Source organism: Mesorhizobium sp. B2-4-18, from assembly GCF_006441385.1.
Classification (GTDB): domain Bacteria; phylum Pseudomonadota; class Alphaproteobacteria; order Rhizobiales; family Rhizobiaceae; genus Mesorhizobium; species Mesorhizobium australicum.
On the sequence record NZ_VFUW01000002.1, the window covers coordinates 337,831 to 357,374 of the forward strand.

Below are 19,544 nucleotides of genomic sequence, written 5' to 3' on the forward strand. Positions count from 1 at the left end.
GAGATCCGCTTGCACCAAGGAAATCGACCGACCGGCCGACACCAATCGGTCCCGAATGAACTTGGAAGCAGAACGCGACGGCTACGGGAAGTAGCGGGCGATTGCGCCTTTCTTGCCGTCCGCATAGGGCTTCAGCCACTTGTCGTCGATGGCAATCCCGTCAGCGTCGGAAGGCCCCTTGCCGATCGTCCTGCGCCAGGCCCGGAACTTGTAGTGGTCGAAGACGTCGAGCATGTGCACGGCATAGGCCGCGGCAAAGGTCTTGTCGCCTTCCACGATGACCAAATTCTCGTCGTTTTCGTAGGACGCCTTGTAACCGAGGTTATGGCTGCCGGTAATGACGGTGGCGTTGTCCTCCATCGGATCGATGATAACAATCTTGTCGTGCACGATCGCGTGGCCGACGGTGAGCACTTCGGCCTGGAAATCCGTCGCGATCGTGGCCCCGGTCAGGTTCGCCGCCCGTACAATGGAGACATTCGGGGCCTCCCAGACCTTCTCCGGATAAACAAAGGGCGACTTGCCGTCCTTGTTCGACTTGTGGGTGACCGGATCCTTGGTGGGAGCGACATAGTTGGGCATGGCCGTTTCGTCGCTGATCGCGCCCTGCACGATGAGGTTCGGATCGGCTTTCGCCGCCGCAACCGCTTGGTCTACGATCGAATTTTCGCCGAGCAGCGAAGGGTTGAACACCAGGAACAGTACGGCCCGCTTCGCCGCTTTGATGCGGGCAAAGACGTCCTGGAGGTCGACCGGACGTACCGAAATGTCCTTCTTGTTGCGGTTCGGGTCGTTGGGCGAAAACCACACCGTCATGCCGTCCAACACCGCCGAGGCGCCGTTGAGCGGGTTTGGCATGTGGTTCTCCTTGCGGAACGGCACGCCCTGCGTCTGCGCGACGTGGCCGGCAGCACTTTCCGAAGCCGGTGGCGGAAACACATCGGCTTTCATGCGTTCCCAATAGGCGTCGAACACCTTCGCCATCGCCGGATCGTCGCGGACAAAAGCGTTGTTGGACTGGCCGCATATGCCGGTCGACGTCCAGTTGGTACTGCCGGTCATAACCGCTTGCGGATTGCCCTGGGTGTCGCGGTAGACGGCGAACTTGTTGTGGCCAATATGGTTGTTGTTGAACAGGCGGTCCGTCACCACGACGCCGGCATCGTGCAAACGTTTCCTGTAGGGTGCGTTGCCGGCATCCCAGGCCTTGGTCTGGTCATCCCTGCCCGAATTGGAGAGGATAACTTCGACTACATCCCTGGCTGCGATGATGGCATCGCACAATTCGTCGTCGCCGAGCTCATAGAGCGCAAGCCTGACGGTGCCGCCTTCGGCCTTGGCCCGTTTCAACAGGCTGGTCAGTACGTCAGGCACGTCGCCATGCAGATAGGCGCGGATCTTGCTGGTCGGGTCTTGCAGCACCGCCCTGATCTTGTCGCGCTGGCCGACCTTGATGCCGGCTTCCGCCAGCGCATGCGACATCCATTGCGTCGAAAGCACGCCGTTGGTGAAGGCAACGCGTGCCTTGCCGAACATTTGGCCCAGGAAGATTGGCGGACTGACCGCGCCCTGCCCAAGATAGCCAAGGGGTCGCGCCGGTCCGGTATAGGCGGGTTTGCCGTCGACGACCTGATCGGGGCGCACCGGCACGGGATCGAGACCCGGCTTCATGTCGCCAACGGGACGCACGCGGTAGGCGATCATCTCGCCGTCCGGCCTGACGTCTATGCTGTCGCGGCGGCGCCTGACGGTCAGATCGCGCCAGAATGTCTTCTGCACCGGCCAGACACCGGTATCCTGAGGAATCCATCGGGGATTGCGCTGACCCTTGAAGGGCACCCAGGACGCAAGGCAACGCTCCTCGCCTGTATCGGGATAGAGGCGCACGATCTCGAAACCGAGGCAGCCTGGGATCATCCCGTGAAGATCCCAGGAAAGGAACGCGACTTCGTTGTTTGTCGCGGCACGCACTTTGACGACGTCAGGCATGGCGTCCCTCCAAAAGCAGTTCAACGCGCAAGTATGTCAGAAGTAAAAGACGGTACTGTAACGCCTCTTTAAATCTGCACCATCGGACGGCCTTACTCAGACGTCTGCCGGCGCGCCGACGTGGCCAGGGCGGATGTCGCGCCCACCTGGCTGCCGTTCCGGCATGTCGCTTCCCTCGCTCTAGTGGTCGCCGCCTCCGCAATGGCCGGAGGGGCGCCGGTCCATTATGCCGCCCGTTATCGCATCCTACGAGGACCATCATGACCGCCGCCCTACAACCCTCAGAACCGGCATTGGCGCCCGACCGTGCCCGCCGCGGCGGTCGCGCCGGCAAGCGCGCCGGTGGCTCGGCCGCGTTCGAGCAGCCGGCTTTCCGCCAACTGAAAAATCCGCTGACGCCGACCAAGCTGGTGTCCGAGGACGAGCTGGAATCGATCCACCTCGCCTCCTTGCGGGTGTTGCGCGAGATTGGCGTGGACGTCCTGCACGACGAAGCACGCAGCATCATGAAGGCGCATGGCGCCGACGTACGCCAGGGCTCGGAGCGCGTGCGCTTCGACAGCGACATGATCCTGGAGCTGGTGTCGAACTGCCCGTCCGAATTCACCATCCATGCCCGCAACCCCGCGCACAATGTGCGCTTTGGCGGTGACAATCTGATCATCTCGATGATGGCCTCGGCGCCCAATTGCTCCGACATCGATCGTGGCCGCCGGCCCGGCAACCAGCAGGATTATCGCAATTTCCTGCGGCTGGCGCAGATGCACAACATCCTGAATTGCACGGGCGGCTATCCGGTCGAGCCGACTGACATCCACCCGTCGGTGCGCCATCTCGAATGCATCCGCGACCTCGCCACGCTGACCGACAAGGTGTTCCACATCTATTCGCTCGGCAAGGAGCGCAATGTCGACGGCATCGAGATCACCCGCATCGCGCGCGGCATCAGCCATGAGCAATTGCTCGCGGAACCGTCCGTCTTCACCATCATCAACACCAATTCGCCGCTCAAGCTCGACGTGCCGATGATGGAAGGCATCCTCCAGATGTCGAGCAAGGGCCAGGTCGTCATCGTCACGCCCTTCACCCTCTCGGGCGCCATGGCGCCCGTCACCGTCGCCGGCGCGCTGGTGCAGCAGAATGCCGAGGCGCTGTCCGGCATTGCCTTCGCCCAGATGGTCAGGAAGGGCGCGCCGGTCGGCTATGGCGGCTTCACCTCTAACGTCGACATGAAGTCCGGTTCGCCGGCCTTCGGCACGCCCGAATACATGAAGGCACAGCTCGTCGGGGGCCAGCTCGCCCGCCGCTACAACATCCCCTACCGCACCTCCAACACCTGCGCCGCCAACACCGTCGATGCGCAGGCAGCCTATGAAAGCGTGTTCTCTCTGTGGGGCGCGGTGCAGGGCGGCGGCAACCTGATGATGCATGCGGCCGGCTGGCTGGAAGGCGGCCTGCGCTGCTCCTACGAGAAGACCATTCTGGATATCGACCTGTTGCAGATGGTGGCCGAATTCCTGACCCCGCTTGACCTTTCCGATGAAGCGCTCGGCTTCGACGCCATCCAGTCGGTCGGCCCCGGCGGCCACTTCTTCGGCACCCAGCACACGCAGGACCGCTACAAGACCGCGTTTTATTCGCCCATCCTTTCGGACTGGCGCAATTTCGAGACCTGGGCGGAAGCCGGCTCGCCAACGGCAATGGAAAAGGCCAACAAGGTGTGGAAGGAGCGGCTGGCCTCCTATGATGAGCCCTACATGGATCCCGCCATCCGCGAGGAGCTCAACGCCTTTGTTGCGAAGCGCACAGCTGAAGGCGGCGCGCCGACCGATTTTTGAGCGGCAGTGTTCGTTTTGATGAGCCGATCATTCGTATGGATTCGATGAATAGTCGACCCCCACTCCGTCGAGCTTCGCTCGACACCTCTCCCCCGATCGACGGGGGAGAGGAAAAGCGCGAGCCTAGCCCAGTTGGCTCCCTTCCTCTCCCTCCGGAGGGGGGAGAGGTGGCGCTGCGAAGCAGCGACGGAGTGGGGGAAGGCGCTCCTCAAACGCGCAGTCGCCGAAAAACAGGCACAACCCAAAGAGCCAGAAAACTCAGGCAAGGCGACAATCAAGCGGAAGCACTGCTTTGGCTCGAACTAAAAGCCCGCAAGCTTGGCGGCTACAAGTTCACGCGACAGTTCTCTATCGAACCCTACTACGCTGACTTCGCCTGCCGCGAAAAATGGCTTGTTGTCGAAGTCGACGGACACCAGCATGCGGACAGTCCCTATGACCGCCGCCGCGACGACTTCATGCGCGCTCAGGGCTATTCGATCCTGCGCCTTTGGAGCCATGAAGTCGTGAAACATCGCACTTCCGTCTGTGAAACCATCCTTGCCGCGCTTGACGGCAAGCTGATCGAAAACATCGCTGTATCCGACCTCCGCTTTGTCTTCGTGTCCCATTCCTCCGATTCAATCTCTTCAAAAACGGACGTATCCTCATGAAATCCCATGCAAAAGCGGTTGTCATTGGCGGCGGTGTCGTCGGCTGCTCGGTGCTCTACCACCTGGCCAAGGCCGGCTGGACCGACATCATGCTGATCGAGCGCTCGGAGCTCACCTCCGGCTCGTCCTGGCATGCGGCCGGCGGCTTCCATACGCTGAACGGCGATCCGAACGTCGCCAAGCTGCAGGCCTATACGGTCCAGCTTTACAAGGAGATCGAGGAGATTTCGGGCCAGTCCTGCTCGCTGCACCTGACCGGCGGCGTGATGTTGGCCGATACGCCCGAGCGCATGGACTTCCTGCGCCTTGCCCACGCCAAAGGCCGCTATCTCGGCATGGACACCGAACTGATCACGCCGTCCGAGGCCAAGGCGATGTTCCCGCTGATGGACGAGACCAATTTCGTCGGCGCCATGTGGGATCCGGTCGAAGGCCATCTCGACCCCTCCGGGACCACCATTGCCTATTCCAAGGCGGCCAAAAAACTCGGCGCCGAAATCGTGCTGCGCAACCGCGTCGTCGACCTGACACAGCAGCCGGACGGCACCTGGAACGTCGTCACCGAACAAGGCACGGTTCACGCCGAACATGTCGTCAACTGCGGCGGCCTGTGGGCGCGCGAGATTGGCCGCATGGTCGGCGTCGAGCTGCCGGTGCTGGCCATGGAGCACATGTATCTCTTGACCGAGCCGATGCCGGAGGTCGAGGAGTTCAACAAGTCGACCGGCCGCGAAATGATCGGTGTGCTCGACTTCAAGGGCGAGATCTACACCCGCCAGGAGCGCAACGGCATCCTGCTCGGCACCTATGAAAAGGCCTGCAAGCCGTGGTCGCCGGTCAACACGCCGTGGGACTTCGGCCATGAACTGCTGCCGCCCGATCTCGACCGCATCGCGCCGTCGCTGGAAATCGGCTTCAAGCATTTCCCCGGCATCGAAAAGGCCGGCATCAAGCAGATCATCAACGGCCCATTCACCTTCGCGCTCGACGGCAATCCGCTGGTCGGCCCGGTGCAGGGCCTGACCAATTTCTGGTGCGCCTGCGCCGTCATGGCCGGCTTCAGCCAGGGCGGCGGCGTCGGCCTGGCGTTGTCCAACTGGATGGTGCATGGCGATCCGGGCTTCGACGTCTGGGGCATGGATGTCGCCCGCTTCGGCGAATGGGCTGGGCTGCGCTACACCAACGCCAAGGTGCGCGAAAACTATTCGCGCCGTTTCTCGATCCGCTTCCCCAACGAGGAACTGCCGGCTGCCCGGCCGGCGCAGACGACGCCGCTCTACGACACCATGCTCGCCAACAATGCCGTGATGGGCGACTCTTGGGGTCTCGAAACCCCGCTCTGGTTCGCGCCTAAGGGCAGCGAGCCGAAAGACGTCGTCTCCTTCCACCGCTCCAACGACTTTGGACCGATCGGTGAGGAAGTGCGCGCCACGCGCGAGCGTGTCGGCGTCACCGAGATCGCCAACTTCGCCAAGTACGAAGTGTCGGGGGCGGGCGCGGAAGAGTTCCTCAACCGGCTGATGACCAACCGCATGCCGAAGACCGGCCGCATCGTGCTGACACCGATGATCAATGAGTTCGGCAAGCTGATCGGCGACTTCACCATCGCCAAGGCCGGTGAAGACCGCTTCATGATCTGGGGCTCGTCGGCAGCGCAGAAATACCACATGCGCTGGTTCGAAAAGCACCTGCCCAAGGATGGATCGGTCCGCATCCACCGTTTCGACCAGACACTGGTCGGCCTATCGATCGCCGGCCCGAAATCGCGCGACCTCCTGCAGAAGCTGGTCGATGTCGACATCTCGACCAAGGCTTTCCGCTTCATGGATTTCCGCGAGATGGCGGTCGGCGGCGCGCCCTGTATGGTCAACCGCATCACCTATACCGGTGACCTCGGCTACGAGATCTGGATGGCGCCAGCCTATGAGCGCCTAGTCTACAAGGCGATCAAGGACGCCGGCGAGGAATTCGGCATCGTCGATTTCGGCATGCGCGCCTTGCTGTCGATGCGCCTGGAAAAGAATTTCCCGACCTGGTTCCGTGAGTTGCGGCCGATCTACGGGCCGTTCGAAGGCTCCATGGACCGCTTCATCAAGCTCGAGAAGAACGACTTCATCGGCCGTGAAGCCGCCGCCAAGGAACAGGCGCAAGGGCCGAAGCTGCGTCGCGTCTCCTTCATCGTCGACGCCGCCGATGCCGACGTGATGGGCGACGAGCCGATCTGGGCCAAGGTCGACAAGGATTACGGCACGGTTGAAAAGCCGCATGGCTACGGCGCGCCGCGCTTCGACACGTCAGGCAAGGAAATACGTGGCTCGAGGGCCGCCGAAGGTGCGTCGGCCGTGCGCGGCATCGTCGACGGCGACTGGCGCGTGGTCGGCTGGGTGACGTCGGGCGGCTATGCGCACTACGTGCAAAAGTCGATGGCGCAAGGCTATGTGCCGGCCGCCCTTGCCGAGGATGAAAGCGCGGGGCTGTTCGAGATCGAGATTCTTGGGTCTCGGCGTCCGGCCCGCATCAATGTCGAGGCACCCTTCGACCCAAGCGGCGAGAAGATGCGGACCTGAGGACGGGATGGACAGCGGGGCGCCAAAGGGAAGCTTCGGCCGACACCGCAAGATCATGCCGTTTGTATCAGGCTCGATCGAGGCGCTGCGCGACGCCTCCCGCGAGAAGGCGGCTTCGCTCAACCAGCATGTGCTGGGCTATGGCGCGCAAGCCGAAGCGGAATGGGCGGCGGCGGGTGTTAGCGCGCCCGACCTGCCGACAATGCGAAAATACCGGCTCGAGCGCATCCGCGCCGAGCTGAAGCGCCGCGGCTACGCCGGCGCCTTGCTCTATGATCCTGTCAACATCCGCTATGCGACCGACTCGACCAACATGCAGCTCTGGGTCGCGCACAATCCGACGCGGCATTGCTTCGTCGCCACCGAGGGTCCGGTGGTGCTGTTCGACTACTTTTCCTGCGAGCACCTGTCCGATCATTCCGGCATCGTCGACGAAGTTCGGCCGGCCGTGTCGTGGATGTATCTTTATGGCGGCGAGCTGACCGAGCAGAAAGTCCGCCGTTGGGCCGCCGGTATCGCCGATTTGATCAGGGAGCATGGCGGCGGCAACAACCGCATCGCCGTCGATCACATCAACCCGGAAGGCGTTGAAGAACTCCACCGCCTCGGCATTTCCATCGGCAATGGCGAGGCGGTGATGGAAAACGCGCGGCTGATCAAATCGCCTGATGAAATCCTTGCCATGCGCCGCGCCATCGTCGCTTGCGAGGCGGCGATGGGCGAGATGGAACAGGCGCTCAAGCCCGGTATCTCCGAAAACGAATTGTGGGCGCAACTCCATCGCGGCAACATCGCGCGCGGCGGCGAATGGATCGAGACGCGGCTGCTGACGTCGGGACCGCGCACCAATCCGTGGTTCCAGGAATGCTCGTCGCGGATCATGGAGGCCGGCGATCTCGTCGCCTTCGATACCGATTTGATCGGCCCCTACGGCTTCTGCGCCGATCTCTCGCGCACCTGGCTCTGTGGCGATACAAAGCCGACCAACGAACAGCGCGACCTGTTCCGCATCGCCGCCGACCAGATCGAGTACAACACCGCTTTGATGCAGCCCGGCGTCTCGTTTCGAGATCTGGTCGAACGCTCGGCTGTACCGCCCGGAGACTGCTTCCCAACCCGCTACGGCGTGCTCTACCACGGCGTCGGACTGGCCGACGAATATCCGACCTTGCCGCATGCCAGCGACTGGACGCCGGACACGCCCGACGGCATGCTCGAACCGGGCATGGTGCTGTGCGTCGAAAGCTATATCGGCAGGCTTGGCGGGCGTGAGGGTGTCAAGATCGAGGAACAGATCCTGATCACCGACACCGGCAACGAAAAGCTTTCAACCTACCCGTTGGATTCGAGGCTGCTCGGCTAGCCCGGCAAGCGCTTCGCGCATCGCGCGCACGGTCTTTTCCGGCGTCGTCCTGGCGGTGATGTAGGGCAAGCCTTTGCGTCGCGCCGTCCAGCCGACGATCACGATCTTGCGCGCCGCCGGCTCGAAACGCCGTGCCAGCGCCCAGCTTTCGCAATCGATCGCGGCGACGTCCGCTTTGCCTTCGGCGACCGTCACGATCGAGTCGCGATGGCCGCCGCTTTCGCTGTGCGATGAAAATATGTCCAGGTTTTCGCCGGCCGCTTTCAGGTCGCGCGTCAGCGCGATGATGCCCGACATGGAATCGAGGCTGTTGAAGGTGAAGCGCCTGCCCCGGATGAGATCGAGCGGCAGCAAGGCCTTGCCATCGGTGGGCGACCGAACCTCCGGCCCCTCGCCCGACCGCATCACCAGCGCGCTCGAATAAAGTTCGCCCTGCCCGCCTTCATAGGCGTCATAGCTTGGCTGACCGACCACCTGCACATGCCGGGACAGACCGAGTTCCATCGGCCCCCAGCAGGTCTGCGCGAACAGCAGCGCCGGATGCATCCAGAGCTTGTGGAAATCGAGGTCGTCCGGCGGCAGCGTCGCCGGATCGGGCGCGACGAGTTTACCTTCGCCGTCCCGAATGCCGCCCGGCACCGGCGGCAGGTCGCCATTGCGGCGCACGATGGATTGCGGCGCATCGATACCCCTTCGCCGGAATGAATCGCGCAACCACGCCCATTGGGCGTCGACCTCGTCGCGCGCCTCCGGCCAGTCATACATCGGCAACGCCGCAATCAATTCGCTCATGCCGATATCAAACCACCATGCCGGGACAAAGGATCGCAAAAACGCGGCGCCCAATCAGAATTGGCCGACACGTTATCCACTCTACACGCGGATACTATTCCTTGGGCGGTTCGGCGGGAACCGGCGCGCTGCCAAGCCCACTGATGCTGCGCGCCCTGACGCGCGGCTTGAACGCCCTGCCCGGCTCGGGCGCGCGCCGCAGAACCGGATGCACGATCGGCTCCTTGGCCTTGAAGGCATAGGATCTGAGCAGCGCGAAATAGTTCGGATAGGCATAGCCATTGTTCATCCGCAGCCATTCCTCACGCCGGTCACGAAACAGCTTCGGCAGCCGGTACCAGGCGATGGTCGGGCTCTTGTGATGGACGAAGTGCAGATTGTTGTTGAGGAACAGGAACGACAGCGGCGAGCGCTCGACAATCACCGTGCGGCCTTCCGGATGCTCCGACCACTGGTGCTCGGCATAGGTGCGGATCGAGATCAGCGACTGGCCGAGCCAGACCGGCACCAGCACATAGAGCCAAACCGGCATGCCGAAGCCGAACTGCACGACCGGCAGCACCACGGCAAGGCCTATCGCATGCAGCAGCCAGGCCTTGCGGATCGCCTTGTCTCCGGCAATCACGTGCTTGGCGTCATCGATGAAGAAGCCGATGCAGGACAGCCATGGCCCCAGAACGAGGCGACCGGCCATGGTGTTGTTGACCTTCAGCACGAATTTCATCAGCGGCGGCATTTCTTCGTGCATCCAGAGCGCCTGGTAATAGCTCTCGGGATCGTCGAGCGGATCGGTCAGCCGCTCGTCCGCGTGGTGGCGCAGGTGAATGGTCTTGAAACGGCGGAACGGCCAGGCAAGGCCGATCGGCAGGAAGACGAAAGCTTCATTGACGAGGCCGTTGCGGGTCGGGTGACCATGCAGCACCTCGTGCATGATAGAGGATTGCAAAGCCAGCGTGACGGCCATGACGATCAGTGCAGCTATGGGATATGACGGCCAGAGGAAGAAGCCGGCGGCCAACCATGTGCCGTAGCAGAAGAAAGCGAGAACCACGGTCGGCCATTCGATGGCCGATCTGCTGCTTCGACGGATGCTCTTGCCAGTCATGCTATCGACCACTGTCCTCAGTCGCCGGAACCCCAACCGGTTCCTGACAGCATTGTGTCAGGAGATATGATTCCACTCAACGCGACAAAGTGCACAAAGTGTTGCGTCTGCGCATTCTTGGCTGCATATGTTATACATTGTAAACAGTCTTAGGGATTCGTTTACGCCTGAAGCGCTTCTTCGGCCGCTTCGGCGAAAAATTTTCCTCCCGATCCAAGGAGTGAGATGATGGACAAGCGCGACCTGTCGGCAATCTTCCGGGAGCGTCTGAAGCTCCTCCTGACACGCTCCGACCTCAACCAATCGGCTTTCGCGTCAGCAGTCGGCATCGACAGGTCGGCGCTGTCGCAACTGATGTCAGGTGCCTCGACCCGCCTGCCGCGCGCCGAAACCTTGCTCAACATCGCCGCCGAATTCAAAGTGTCGCTAGACTGGCTGCTTGGTCTTAGCCAGGACGAGGGCGTGACCGGCGAAATCCGCGAGAGCCTGGAGATCGAGGAAGCGCCCGACGGTTTCGACCGCACGCTGCTCGCCAAATGGTTCGCGGAAGCGGCGGGCACCAAGATCCGCTATGTGCCGGCTGGCATTCCCGATCTCCTGCGCACCCACGCGCTCGTCGACTACGAAGCCAACATCACCAACAGGAGCCGACTGGCGCAGGCCAGCGAAACGCAATACCGCATCGAGTACAACCGGCGGCCGGAAACCGACATGGAAGTCTGCATGCCGCGCCACACGCTGGAGATCTTCGCCCGCGGCCTCGGTGTGTGGGACCGTTTCCCGGCGGCCGACCGCCAGCAGCAGCTTGCCCATATGGCGACGCTGCTCGACGACCTCTACCCGACCTTCCGCCTGTTCCTTTATGATGGCCGCATGCGCTATTCGATCCCGCTGACCATATTCGGCCCCTATCGCGCGGCGATCTATGTCGGCGACATGTATGTGGTGCTGAACGCCACCCAGCCGGTCCAGGCCCTGACCCAACATTTCGACAATCTGATCCGCGCCGCCGACATCAATCCGCACGAAGCGGCCGCCTTCGCGCGCAACCTGGCCGACATGTCGTTCGCATCAGGCTCTGCCTGAGCGCTCAGCACCGCATTTTCATTGACTGGACATAAACACTTCTTTATATCCTTATTCGAATTCCCAGACATGTTCGAATTCCAAGGCACGGTTCGAATTCCAGGACACGAAAGCCAATCCGATGACGACGAGCAATCCGATCGATGCGCTGCTGGCTGAAAAGGGTGTGCTGCTGGCCGATGGCGCCACGGGCACCAATTTGTTCGCCATGGGTCTGGAGGCCGGCGAGGCGCCGGAACTGCTGAACGAAACCGCGCCCGACACCATCACCAGCCTGCACCAGAATTTCGTCGACGCCGGCGCCGACATCATCCTGACCAACTCGTTCGGCGGCACCCGCCACCGGCTGAAACTGCACCATGCGCAGGACCGCGTGCATGCGCTGAACAAGCGCGCGGCCGAGATCGCCCGCGCTGTCGCCGACAAGGCCGGCCGCAAGGTGATCGTCGCCGGCTCGGTCGGTCCGACAGGGGAACTGCTGGTGCCGCTTGGTGCCATGACCTATGACGAAGCGGTCGACGCCTTTGCCGAGCAGATCGAAGGTCTCAAGGAAGGTGGCGCCGAAGTCGCCTGGATCGAGACGATGTCGGCGCCCGACGAGATCCGCGCGGCGGCCGAAGCCGCTATCCGCGTCGGCCTGCCCTACACCTATACCGGCTCGTTCGACACCGCCGGCCGCACCATGATGGGCCTGCTGCCGAAAGACATCCACGGCGTCGCCGACGGCCTGTCGCAAGCGCCGCTCGGGGTTGGCGCCAATTGCGGCGTCGGCGCTTCCGACATCCTGGCCTCGCTGCTCGACATGACCGAGGCCAAGCCGGAGGCGACTGTCATCGTCAAGGGCAATTGCGGCATTCCCGAATTCCGTGGCACCGAGATCCACTATTCCGGTACGCCGGAACTGATGGCCGATTATGTCCGGCTCGCCGTGGATGGCGGAGCCAAGATCATCGGTGGCTGCTGCGGCACCTCGTTCCAGCATCTGGCCGCGATGCGCAAGGCGCTCGACGCCCACACCAGGGCGGATCGCCCGACCGTCGAAAAAATCGTCGAGCGCATTGGCCCGATGCGCAACAAGGTGGCGACGGCAAACACCGCCGAGACCAGCGAAGCCCGCCGCGAGCGGCGGCGCAGCCGCGCCTGAGGCGATTTCTTTTTGCGGTTATTCGCTGTTGTCGGCGTAGCTTGACTGCGCCGACTGGAAATCGACCACGTTGTCGCCGCGCATTGTTGCCAGCGCACCGGAAGCGATCGGATCAGAAATCTGCTCCAGCATGGCGCGGAACCGGTCATTGGTCAGCGCCGACATGGCGGTGTGGCGCGCCTGCGCGACATCGTCGCTGATGCGTCTGGATTCGGCTGACGGGGCTGATAAACCCGCCGAAGCATCACGTGCCGGCGGAGTCGGGTTGGCGATGGTTGTGATTTTCAATTCCGGCTCCCTCAAGCCTTAGACATGACCGGTGTAGCGAGAGGAAATTGCGATCCGGTACCGGAAATGCCGAGCAATTTAACGATCCCGTGCGGGTCGCTCCAATCTTGCGGCAGTATCGTCGTCGACCAGCTAGATCAAAGGCGGAAAAAGTTTACGCAGGAACCCGTTGAACCAGGCGGCCTGCGCTGCATCATGCAGGCTCATAAGACGATCCTGTTCTTCACGCGTCTGCGCGCCCGGCTTGTCATAGTTCGCGGTCGGGCGGTCCTGTACACGTCGAAAACCTGTACGCGTGACTTCCGCGTGGAACTGCAATCCGTAGATCTTATCACCGATGCGAAAAGCCTGGTTGGGAAACGAGGCGCTCGAAGCAAGGTGCTGGGCGCCTTCAGGCAAATCAAAGCCGTGCCAGTGTGATTGCGTGACATGGATCGGCTCGGACAGAAAATCCTCCGCTCCCGCTGTCGGGTAGAGTGGATAGCAGCCAAATTCATGCACGCCGCTCACCGGCGGACCGACATGAGCACCGCGATGCCAGGCGATCTGCTGCGCGCCTTGGCAGATGCCGAGCAAGGGGATATCGGAACTCATGCAGAAGTCGATAAATCGGTACTCGTTCACCAAGAATGGATGCAGTGACGTGTCGTAGACATTGTACATTCCGCCGTAGACCACGCCGCCCGCGACATCCTCATCCGCCTCCAGCGCCTCTCCGGCATAGGCTCGACGCAAGACGGGCTGGTAGCCGCTTTGCTGGAGGTAGGCGAACACACGGTCGTCGGCAGGTTCGTCGCCGTGCCGCACCAGGATAATACGTCTCTTCATTGCTCTCTGCCTTCCTCCCGCCAGAATGGGTGGTGGACGACCATGGCGCAACGAAAAAAAGGCCGGCAAGGGCAAAGATCCCTCGCCGGCCTGCCTCACCGCCCGTGGGCCGGTTATCAGAACGATCCCATCATCTGAAAGAAACCGGCCGTCATCGCCACTACCGGTTGCCGCCCAGCGCCGAGGCAAGGCGCACAAGCGAAAGGAACTCGGACCTGTACCCAAACGGGTCGGCTCCTCGGGCGGCAGTGGCAATCTCCATGATCTTGTCGTAGCCGAACTTCGCGGTCGCATCCTCGTCGCGCAGCTTCTGGCCGAAGGCCGCGACGGCTACGGAGAAACGCTGGTCGGTACTGGCCTGATCGAAGGACGCGACCTCGTTGGCCGAGGTCACCGGCGTGGTGATCAGCTTTGAGACGTCCTCGTTGGGCAGCTTGTAGCGGATCTTGACGAAGGCATATTCGTCCGCATTGACGACACCGCCATTGTTGACTGTCGCCTGGCCGTAGCGCAGCGGATCGATCTGCTCGCCGCCACCGCCTTTGGGCGTGATCTCGTAGATCGCGGTGACCGAATGGCCCGAGCCGATATCGCCGGCATCGACGCGGTCATTGTTGAAATCCTCGCGGTTGAGCGCCCGGGTCTCGTAGCCGATCAGCCGGTATTCCGACACCTTGTCCGGGTTGAACTCGACCTGGATCTTGACGTCCTTGGCGATGGTGAACAGCGTCGAGGAGGCATCTTCGACCAGCACCTTCTCGGCCTCGGCCAGCGTGTCGATATAGGCGGCGGTGCCGTTGCCGTTCTGGGCAATGGTCTGCATCATTTCATCGTTCAGATTGCCGCGGCCGAAGCCGAACACCGACAGAAACACGCCGGTCTTGCGTTCGCTCTCGATCAGCCGCTTCAGGTCATCATCATCGGTCTGGCCGACATTGAAGTCGCCGTCAGTGGCAAGCATCACTCGGTTGACGCCATCCTTGATGAAGGACTGCTGGGCAAGCTTGTAGGCTTCCTTGATGCCGGCCTCGCCTGCCGTCGAGCCACCGGGCTGCAGATTGTCGATGGCATTGAGGATCTTGTCCTTCTCGGCAACCTTTGTCGGCATCAGCACGGTGCCGGCATCGCCCGCATAGGTGACGATCGAGATGGTGTCGTCGGCCTTCAGCTTGCTGACCAGCAGCCGGAACGCCGACTTGAGCAGCGGCAGCTTGTCCGGTTCGTCCATCGAGCCCGACACGTCGATCAGGAAGACCAGATTGGCCTTCGGCTGCTCGGTCGGCTTGATGTCGAAACCCTTGATGGCGACGTGCATCAGCTTGGTGTGCGCGTTCCACGGCGTCGGCATGACGCTGACGGTCGAGTTGAACGGCGTTGAGGCCGATTCCGGCCCCTTCCAGTCATAAGGGAAGTAATTGATCATCTCCTCGACGCGGACCGCGTCGGCTTGCGGCAGGTAGCCCTGCTTCAGCGAGCCGCGCACGAAGGAATAGGACGCGGTGTCGACATCGATCGAGAAGGTCGAGACCGGGTCTTGCAGTGCCGCATGCACGGGATTGGTCTTGAAATCCTGGACGCGATCGCGGTTTTCCTCCTGCGGCGCGATCTGGTCGGCCGGGATGGCCGCCGGCTGCTGCGGGGCCATAAGCTTGGGCTCGGCAGCTTGGACGCGATTGGCCCGCGCGGCATTAGGCGCGTTTGGCATGAGGCCGGCACTCTCCCGTGAAACCTCACCGCTGGGTGCGGGGGCCGGCCTGGAGGTTGGCAAAGTCCCATACTCCACCTCCTTGCCGCTGTAGGTCTTTAGGTCAAACCTCGACGATACAGTGGGGCTCACCGGCGCGCTCGATTGTGCTGCGCCACCGGCGGCATCCGATTCGGAGTTCGGCGGCGCGGCCGGCGCAAGCGCATCGCTGGCATCACGGCTTTCCACGTCCAAGTCTGCTTTCTTGTCCTTCTCCAGCGCCGTCGGAGCCTGTTTCGGCTCGGCGACGGTTGGCTTCTGCGTCGCCGGCTTGTCGGCCAGCGTCTCGGTGATCTTCTCGCCGCCGCCGAACGGCGACGGCTGTTCCCTCAGCATATGGAAGGTGGCGTATCCGGCGATCGGCAGGGCGACGAGCCCGGCAAGGGCCGGCGTGGCAATGAGTTTCTTTTGCATGATCTCGCTCCAGAGCTTTTGTGCTCGCTCCATGAGACGAAGGCCGCCAACCGATCCTTGGGTGACGGCGGAAATATTTTCCTGATCATAGGCGCGCAGGGCGGCTTCGAAGGCGCGCGCCTTCGCGCTCTCGCCCGGCGCCGGTACCGCTGCATTGCGCAGCTTTCTGAGTTCGTTGTCGTCGACCATGGTCACACTTCCCCGGCTGAACGCATCAACGTCTTCAGCCGTTTCTTCGCTTCATGGATGTGCCAGGAAACCGTCGTCTCCGAGATCGCCATCGCTTCGGCGGCGGCCGCGTGGCTCAAGCCTTCGCCATGGACAAGCATCACGGCATCGCGCTGCTTGTCCGGCAATTGCCGCACCGCCGCCCACAACGCCTCGGTCGGGTCTTCACCCTCGGCCGGGCCTTCGCCCGAAATCAGCGCATGGACGCCATAGGCCTCGATCTTGACCGTCTCGCGCTGGGTCTTGCGCATCGTGTCGCGCGCGGCGTTCATCGTCATGGTGTAGAGCCATGTCGTGAACGCGCCGCCGCCGCGATAATCGCGGATCGCCTTGCCCAGCCTGACACAGACTTCCTGGGCGATGTCTTCGGCATCCGCCTTCCTGCCGCACCAGCGATAGGCGGCGCGATAGACGAAGTCGTAGTGACGCTCCAGCAATTTGCCAAAGGCCCCCCTGTCTCCGCCCTTCGCCCGCCCGATCAGTTCGGCGTCGGAGGCTTCGCTCTCATCCAGCATCATCGCCATCATTTGCCTGTTGGACGAAGGCTAATGGCTAATCCTTGGGGTGATGGAAAGATTTTTCTCGAATTTGGGCGTTTGCGTCCAGGGCGTACCGAGTGAGGTCAGGCCGGCCTCACCTGAATGTCAACACGCCTGGCCCGCCGCCCAGCCCGACGACCACGCCCATTGGAAATTATAGCCGCCGAGCCAGCCGGTGACGTCGACGACCTCGCCGATGAAGAACAGGCCCGGCATCAGCTTCGCCTGCATCGTCTTCTGGTCGAGGCCGTTGGTGTCTACCCCGCCGAGCGTCACTTCGGCCGTCCGGTAGCCCTCCGAACCGGCTGGCTTGATGCGCCAGTCGTTGACCGCGGCCTCGACGGTTTTGATCTGGGCCTCGGAAAGATCGGCGAGGTTGCCGTCCAGCCCGGTTTGCTCGACTATCGCCTGAGCCAGTCGTTTCGGCAAATGATTTGCCAGCACGGTCTGCACCGCTTGCCGGCCATTGCCACGCCTGGCGGTGCGGACGAGCTCAGCCACATCCGTGCCCGGCAGCATGGCGATGCGGATTTCATCACCCTCGCGCCAATATGAGGAGATCTGCAGGATGGATGGCCCGCTGACGCCGCGATGCGTGAACAGCATCGCCTCGGAAAACCGCGTCTTGCCGCAGGCAATCTCGGCGTCGACCGCGTTCCCAGCCAGGGGCGAAAGCCGCTCAAGCGTTTTTGCGTCGAAGGTCAACGGCACCAGGGCAGGCCGTGTTTCGACGACGGCAAGGCCATACCGTTCGGCAAGCTCGTAGCCGAAGCCCGTCGCGCCCATCTTGGGGATCGACTTGCCGCCACAGGCCACGACCAGGGACTGGCAGGAAACCGAGCCCGTGGAGAGAGCGAGTTCAAACCCTTCCTCGGTTTTGCCGATAGCCTCGACGCGGGTCGACAATACCAGCTCGGCGCCCCTGCCCCGCATCTCCGAGACCAGCATATCGATGATCTGGCGCGCCGAGCCGTCGCAAAACAGCTGCCCCAATGTCTTCTCGTGGTAGGCAATGCCGTGGCGTTCGACCAGCGCAGTGAAGTCGCGCTGTGTATAGCGGCTGAGCGCCGAGATGCAGAAATGCGGATTCCTCGATATGAAATTCTTCGGGCTCGCATGGATGTTGGTGAAATTGCACCGGCCGCCGCCGGAGATGCGGATCTTTTCGCCAGGTGCCGCCGCGTGATCGAGGATCAGCACCGAACGGCCGCGCTTGGCGGTCTCCACGGCGCACATCATTCCGGCGGCGCCGGCGCCGATGATCACGACATCATAGGATTGCATCAGGTTGATCGTTCCCGCGCGGCTCCCGCTCATTCAGCGAGACCGCCCTGATACCGCGAACGGATCGGGCAGCCAACAGGCGGGAATAGCCGCGAGACTCAGGTCAGTGTCTCGGCAAACAGCGCCGTCAGCCGTTTCCAGTGACGCTCGGCTCCAGCTTCGTCGTAGACACTGTGGTCGGGCACGCACCAGCCATGCGCCATGCCGACATAGTTCTCCAGCAGATGGTCGACTTCCGCCGTTCTCAGCGCCTCGGCCAGCTTGGTCGACTGCTCCGGTGGGAAACTCCGGTCGACGCCCGCCATGCCGACATACACACGCGCCTTGATGGAGGCCGCCTTGCGGTGCGGGCTGTCGGCGGCATCGCTGGCGAGGTTGCCGCCATGGAAACTGGCGGCGGCCTTGACCCTGTCGGGGTAGGTTGCAGCGGCGTTGAGCGCCCGCGCCCCGCCCATGCAATAGCCGACAGTGCCGATCGGTCCCGTGACGCCTTCGCCGGCGAGCGCGTCGACAAAGGCGGCGCTGTCGCTGATGGTCATTTCCTGCGTCGTGCCGGTGACCAGCGCCATCAGCGGCGCCCTGGTCCTTTCTTCGACAAAAGCGGTCTTGGGGTCGAACGGCCCATAAGGAGCATTGCGATAGAAGAGATCGGGCACCAGCACCGCATAGCCCTCGCCCGCCAGCCGTTCCGCCATCAGGTCAAGCGCCGGGCGCGGACCGAAGGCGTCCTGGTAGAGAATGACGCCAGCCTTGGCTGAAGAAACCTTGGCCGAGCGGAACAGGCCTGCCTTCGCCACACCGTCACGGGTCTTGATGTGAAGGTCCTGCTTCATCATTGCGTGCTCCGTTTGCCAGATGCGCGATACATATCCGCGCAAGCCGCCACGGCAAGGCGCTCCCTGAGCCCGGCGGTCAACATTTCGTGCGGGATCGCGTGATGCGCTAAGGACCAGCGAACGCAGCCATGTGGAAGGCCTGGACCTCCGGCGGATAGCGATACTGCGCGCCATAGGGGCAGGCATTGCGGTCAAGACAACCACCGGCCCGGCACGGCTCGCCATTCGCCCCCCGCACATGCGCGAGGCAGGCCTGGTAGGCGAAACCATCCGTCGAATAAGCGGCGACCGGACAGGATTTCAGACAAGGTTTGTCGACGCAGGTGTCGCAAAGATGGATCGTCTCCCGAAATTCCGGAAGCGTTATCTCGTCCTCGAACAGCAGCGCGCCGCGATAAGCATGCCAAAGCCCGTATTGCGGATGCATGAGGATGCCGAGCGGCGACGGCCTCAGCCCTTCCGCCCGAACAGCCCATTGCTGAAACGGCAGGTAAGGTTTGTCCGACGGCGAAACGACGCGGGCACCAAACTCTTGCGCCACCTCGCCGATGACCTCCCGCGACCAGGTGTCGAGCGGATCGGCGATCGCCTGTGGCTGCTGGTCCCGCCAGCGCAGGAAATGCGGCCAAGGCGCGGCGCCCGCCTGCCCTACCAGCAGGACAGACTTTGCCGGCGCGCCCGAGGCGCCATCAGGAGCACCCTCGTCATCGGGAAAAAGAAGACCTCCACGCAGGATGAGGCCGTTGGCGCCAAGCGCGGCCGTGATCTCCTCGATCATACCGCGCACGCAATCATCCCTTCTTGTCCGGATCGGAGAAGGCGCTCCGCCAGACTTCCTTGTGGATG

At 62.7% G+C, this 19,544-nt stretch carries 16 protein-coding genes; 6 read left to right on the top strand and 10 right to left on the bottom strand.

The annotated features are described in order from the left end of the window. Positions 1-81: 81 nt before the first annotated feature. Positions 82-1,989: a phospholipase D-like domain-containing protein gene (locus FJ527_RS05180; protein ID WP_140822028.1), complete on the bottom strand. Its 1,908-nt coding sequence runs from the start codon at positions 1,987-1,989 to the stop codon at positions 82-84. 260 nt (positions 1,990-2,249) lie between these two features. Between FJ527_RS05180 and FJ527_RS05185 the strand changes: the two genes are divergently transcribed. The 4 genes from FJ527_RS05185 to FJ527_RS05200 all read left to right on the top strand — a co-directional run bounded on the left by FJ527_RS05185 (position 2,250) and on the right by FJ527_RS05200 (position 8,410). Beyond that, positions 2,250-3,827 carry a trimethylamine methyltransferase family protein gene (locus tag FJ527_RS05185; protein ID WP_140822030.1) on the top strand — a complete coding sequence of 526 codons (1,578 nt, stop codon included), beginning with the start codon at positions 2,250-2,252 and terminating at the stop codon, positions 3,825-3,827. A 167-nt stretch (positions 3,828-3,994) separates the two neighbouring features. Then, positions 3,995-4,480 (top strand): DUF559 domain-containing protein, encoded by a 486-nt coding sequence (locus tag FJ527_RS05190; RefSeq protein ID WP_140822032.1) that lies wholly within the window; start codon positions 3,995-3,997, stop codon positions 4,478-4,480. Further along, the gene (locus FJ527_RS05195; RefSeq protein WP_140822034.1) at positions 4,477-7,047 is read left to right on the top strand and encodes an FAD-dependent oxidoreductase; all 2,571 of its coding nucleotides are present in this window, start codon (positions 4,477-4,479) and stop codon (positions 7,045-7,047) included. Before FJ527_RS05190 ends, FJ527_RS05195 begins: the two co-directional genes overlap by 4 nt. 7 nt (positions 7,048-7,054) lie before the next feature. Beyond that, entirely contained in the window at positions 7,055-8,410 is a 1,356-nt protein-coding gene (locus FJ527_RS05200) for a Xaa-Pro peptidase family protein (RefSeq protein ID WP_140822036.1), read from the top strand. Here FJ527_RS05200 and FJ527_RS05205 read toward each other — a convergent pair. Continuing rightward, entirely contained in the window at positions 8,375-9,202 is an 828-nt protein-coding gene (locus FJ527_RS05205) for a PhnD/SsuA/transferrin family substrate-binding protein (RefSeq protein WP_140822038.1), read from the bottom strand. The genes FJ527_RS05200 and FJ527_RS05205 overlap by 36 nt on opposite strands. A gap of 94 nt (positions 9,203-9,296) precedes the next feature. Then, complete coding sequence (locus FJ527_RS05210; RefSeq protein WP_181166283.1) at positions 9,297-10,307, bottom strand: fatty acid desaturase; 1,011 nt, start codon at positions 10,305-10,307, stop codon at positions 9,297-9,299. A gap of 228 nt (positions 10,308-10,535) precedes the next feature. Here FJ527_RS05210 and FJ527_RS05215 point away from each other — a divergent pair, with 228 nt between their 5' ends. Together FJ527_RS05215 and bmt are read left to right on the top strand one after the other, a co-directional pair. Further along, on the top strand, positions 10,536-11,393 hold the full coding sequence (locus FJ527_RS05215) for a helix-turn-helix transcriptional regulator (protein ID WP_140615940.1): 858 nt from the start codon (positions 10,536-10,538) through the stop codon (positions 11,391-11,393). 121 nt (positions 11,394-11,514) lie between these two features. Then, positions 11,515-12,537, top strand: coding sequence for a betaine--homocysteine S-methyltransferase (gene bmt, locus FJ527_RS05220; protein ID WP_015317437.1), 1,023 nt, complete (start codon positions 11,515-11,517; stop codon positions 12,535-12,537). Positions 12,538-12,555: 18 nt separating this feature from the next. On the opposite strand, the gene FJ527_RS29245 is transcribed toward bmt, so the two are convergent. The 7 genes from FJ527_RS29245 to FJ527_RS05255 form a co-directional block, all read right to left on the bottom strand. Further along, entirely contained in the window at positions 12,556-12,825 is a 270-nt protein-coding gene (locus FJ527_RS29245) for a hypothetical protein (protein WP_015317436.1), read from the bottom strand. Between the two features lie 132 nt (positions 12,826-12,957). After that, on the bottom strand, positions 12,958-13,653 hold the full coding sequence (locus FJ527_RS05230) for a glutamine amidotransferase (RefSeq protein ID WP_140615938.1): 696 nt from the start codon (positions 13,651-13,653) through the stop codon (positions 12,958-12,960). A 160-nt stretch (positions 13,654-13,813) separates the two neighbouring features. Continuing rightward, the gene (locus FJ527_RS05235) at positions 13,814-16,000 is read right to left on the bottom strand and encodes a VWA domain-containing protein (protein ID WP_140822040.1); all 2,187 of its coding nucleotides are present in this window, start codon (positions 15,998-16,000) and stop codon (positions 13,814-13,816) included. 2 nt (positions 16,001-16,002) lie between these two features. Further along, the gene (locus FJ527_RS05240; RefSeq protein ID WP_140822042.1) at positions 16,003-16,563 is read right to left on the bottom strand and encodes an RNA polymerase sigma factor; all 561 of its coding nucleotides are present in this window, start codon (positions 16,561-16,563) and stop codon (positions 16,003-16,005) included. A gap of 120 nt (positions 16,564-16,683) precedes the next feature. Then, complete coding sequence (locus FJ527_RS05245) at positions 16,684-17,862, bottom strand: NAD(P)/FAD-dependent oxidoreductase (protein WP_140822400.1); 1,179 nt, start codon at positions 17,860-17,862, stop codon at positions 16,684-16,686. A 98-nt stretch (positions 17,863-17,960) separates the two neighbouring features. Then, complete coding sequence (locus FJ527_RS05250; RefSeq protein WP_083883026.1) at positions 17,961-18,698, bottom strand: dienelactone hydrolase family protein; 738 nt, start codon at positions 18,696-18,698, stop codon at positions 17,961-17,963. A 106-nt stretch (positions 18,699-18,804) separates the two neighbouring features. Continuing rightward, positions 18,805-19,485, bottom strand: coding sequence for a 4Fe-4S dicluster domain-containing protein (locus tag FJ527_RS05255; protein ID WP_181166284.1), 681 nt, complete (start codon positions 19,483-19,485; stop codon positions 18,805-18,807). Between the last annotated feature and the right edge of the window lie 59 nt (positions 19,486-19,544).

Bases quoted from the DNA above. Each gene is read 5' to 3' on its own strand.
- FJ527_RS05250 (WP_083883026.1), bottom strand. From the start codon at position 18,698: ATGATGAAGCAGGACCTTCACATCAAGACCCGTGACGGTGTGGCGAAG.
- bmt (WP_015317437.1), top strand. From the start codon at position 11,515: ATGACGACGAGCAATCCGATCGATGCGCTGCTGGCTGAAAAGGGTGTG.
- FJ527_RS05210 (WP_181166283.1), bottom strand. From the start codon at position 10,307: ATGACTGGCAAGAGCATCCGTCGAAGCAGCAGATCGGCCATCGAATGG.
- FJ527_RS05200 (WP_140822036.1), top strand. From the start codon at position 7,055: ATGGACAGCGGGGCGCCAAAGGGAAGCTTCGGCCGACACCGCAAGATC.
- FJ527_RS05195 (WP_140822034.1), top strand. From the start codon at position 4,477: ATGAAATCCCATGCAAAAGCGGTTGTCATTGGCGGCGGTGTCGTCGGC.
- FJ527_RS05205 (WP_140822038.1), bottom strand. From the start codon at position 9,202: ATGAGCGAATTGATTGCGGCGTTGCCGATGTATGACTGGCCGGAGGCG.
- FJ527_RS05180 (WP_140822028.1), bottom strand. From the start codon at position 1,989: ATGCCTGACGTCGTCAAAGTGCGTGCCGCGACAAACAACGAAGTCGCG.
- FJ527_RS05215 (WP_140615940.1), top strand. From the start codon at position 10,536: ATGGACAAGCGCGACCTGTCGGCAATCTTCCGGGAGCGTCTGAAGCTC.
- FJ527_RS05240 (WP_140822042.1), bottom strand. From the start codon at position 16,563: ATGGCGATGATGCTGGATGAGAGCGAAGCCTCCGACGCCGAACTGATC.
- FJ527_RS05245 (WP_140822400.1), bottom strand. From the start codon at position 17,862: ATGCAATCCTATGATGTCGTGATCATCGGCGCCGGCGCCGCCGGAATG.
- FJ527_RS05185 (WP_140822030.1), top strand. From the start codon at position 2,250: ATGACCGCCGCCCTACAACCCTCAGAACCGGCATTGGCGCCCGACCGT.
- FJ527_RS05230 (WP_140615938.1), bottom strand. From the start codon at position 13,653: ATGAAGAGACGTATTATCCTGGTGCGGCACGGCGACGAACCTGCCGAC.
- FJ527_RS05235 (WP_140822040.1), bottom strand. From the start codon at position 16,000: ATGGTCGACGACAACGAACTCAGAAAGCTGCGCAATGCAGCGGTACCG.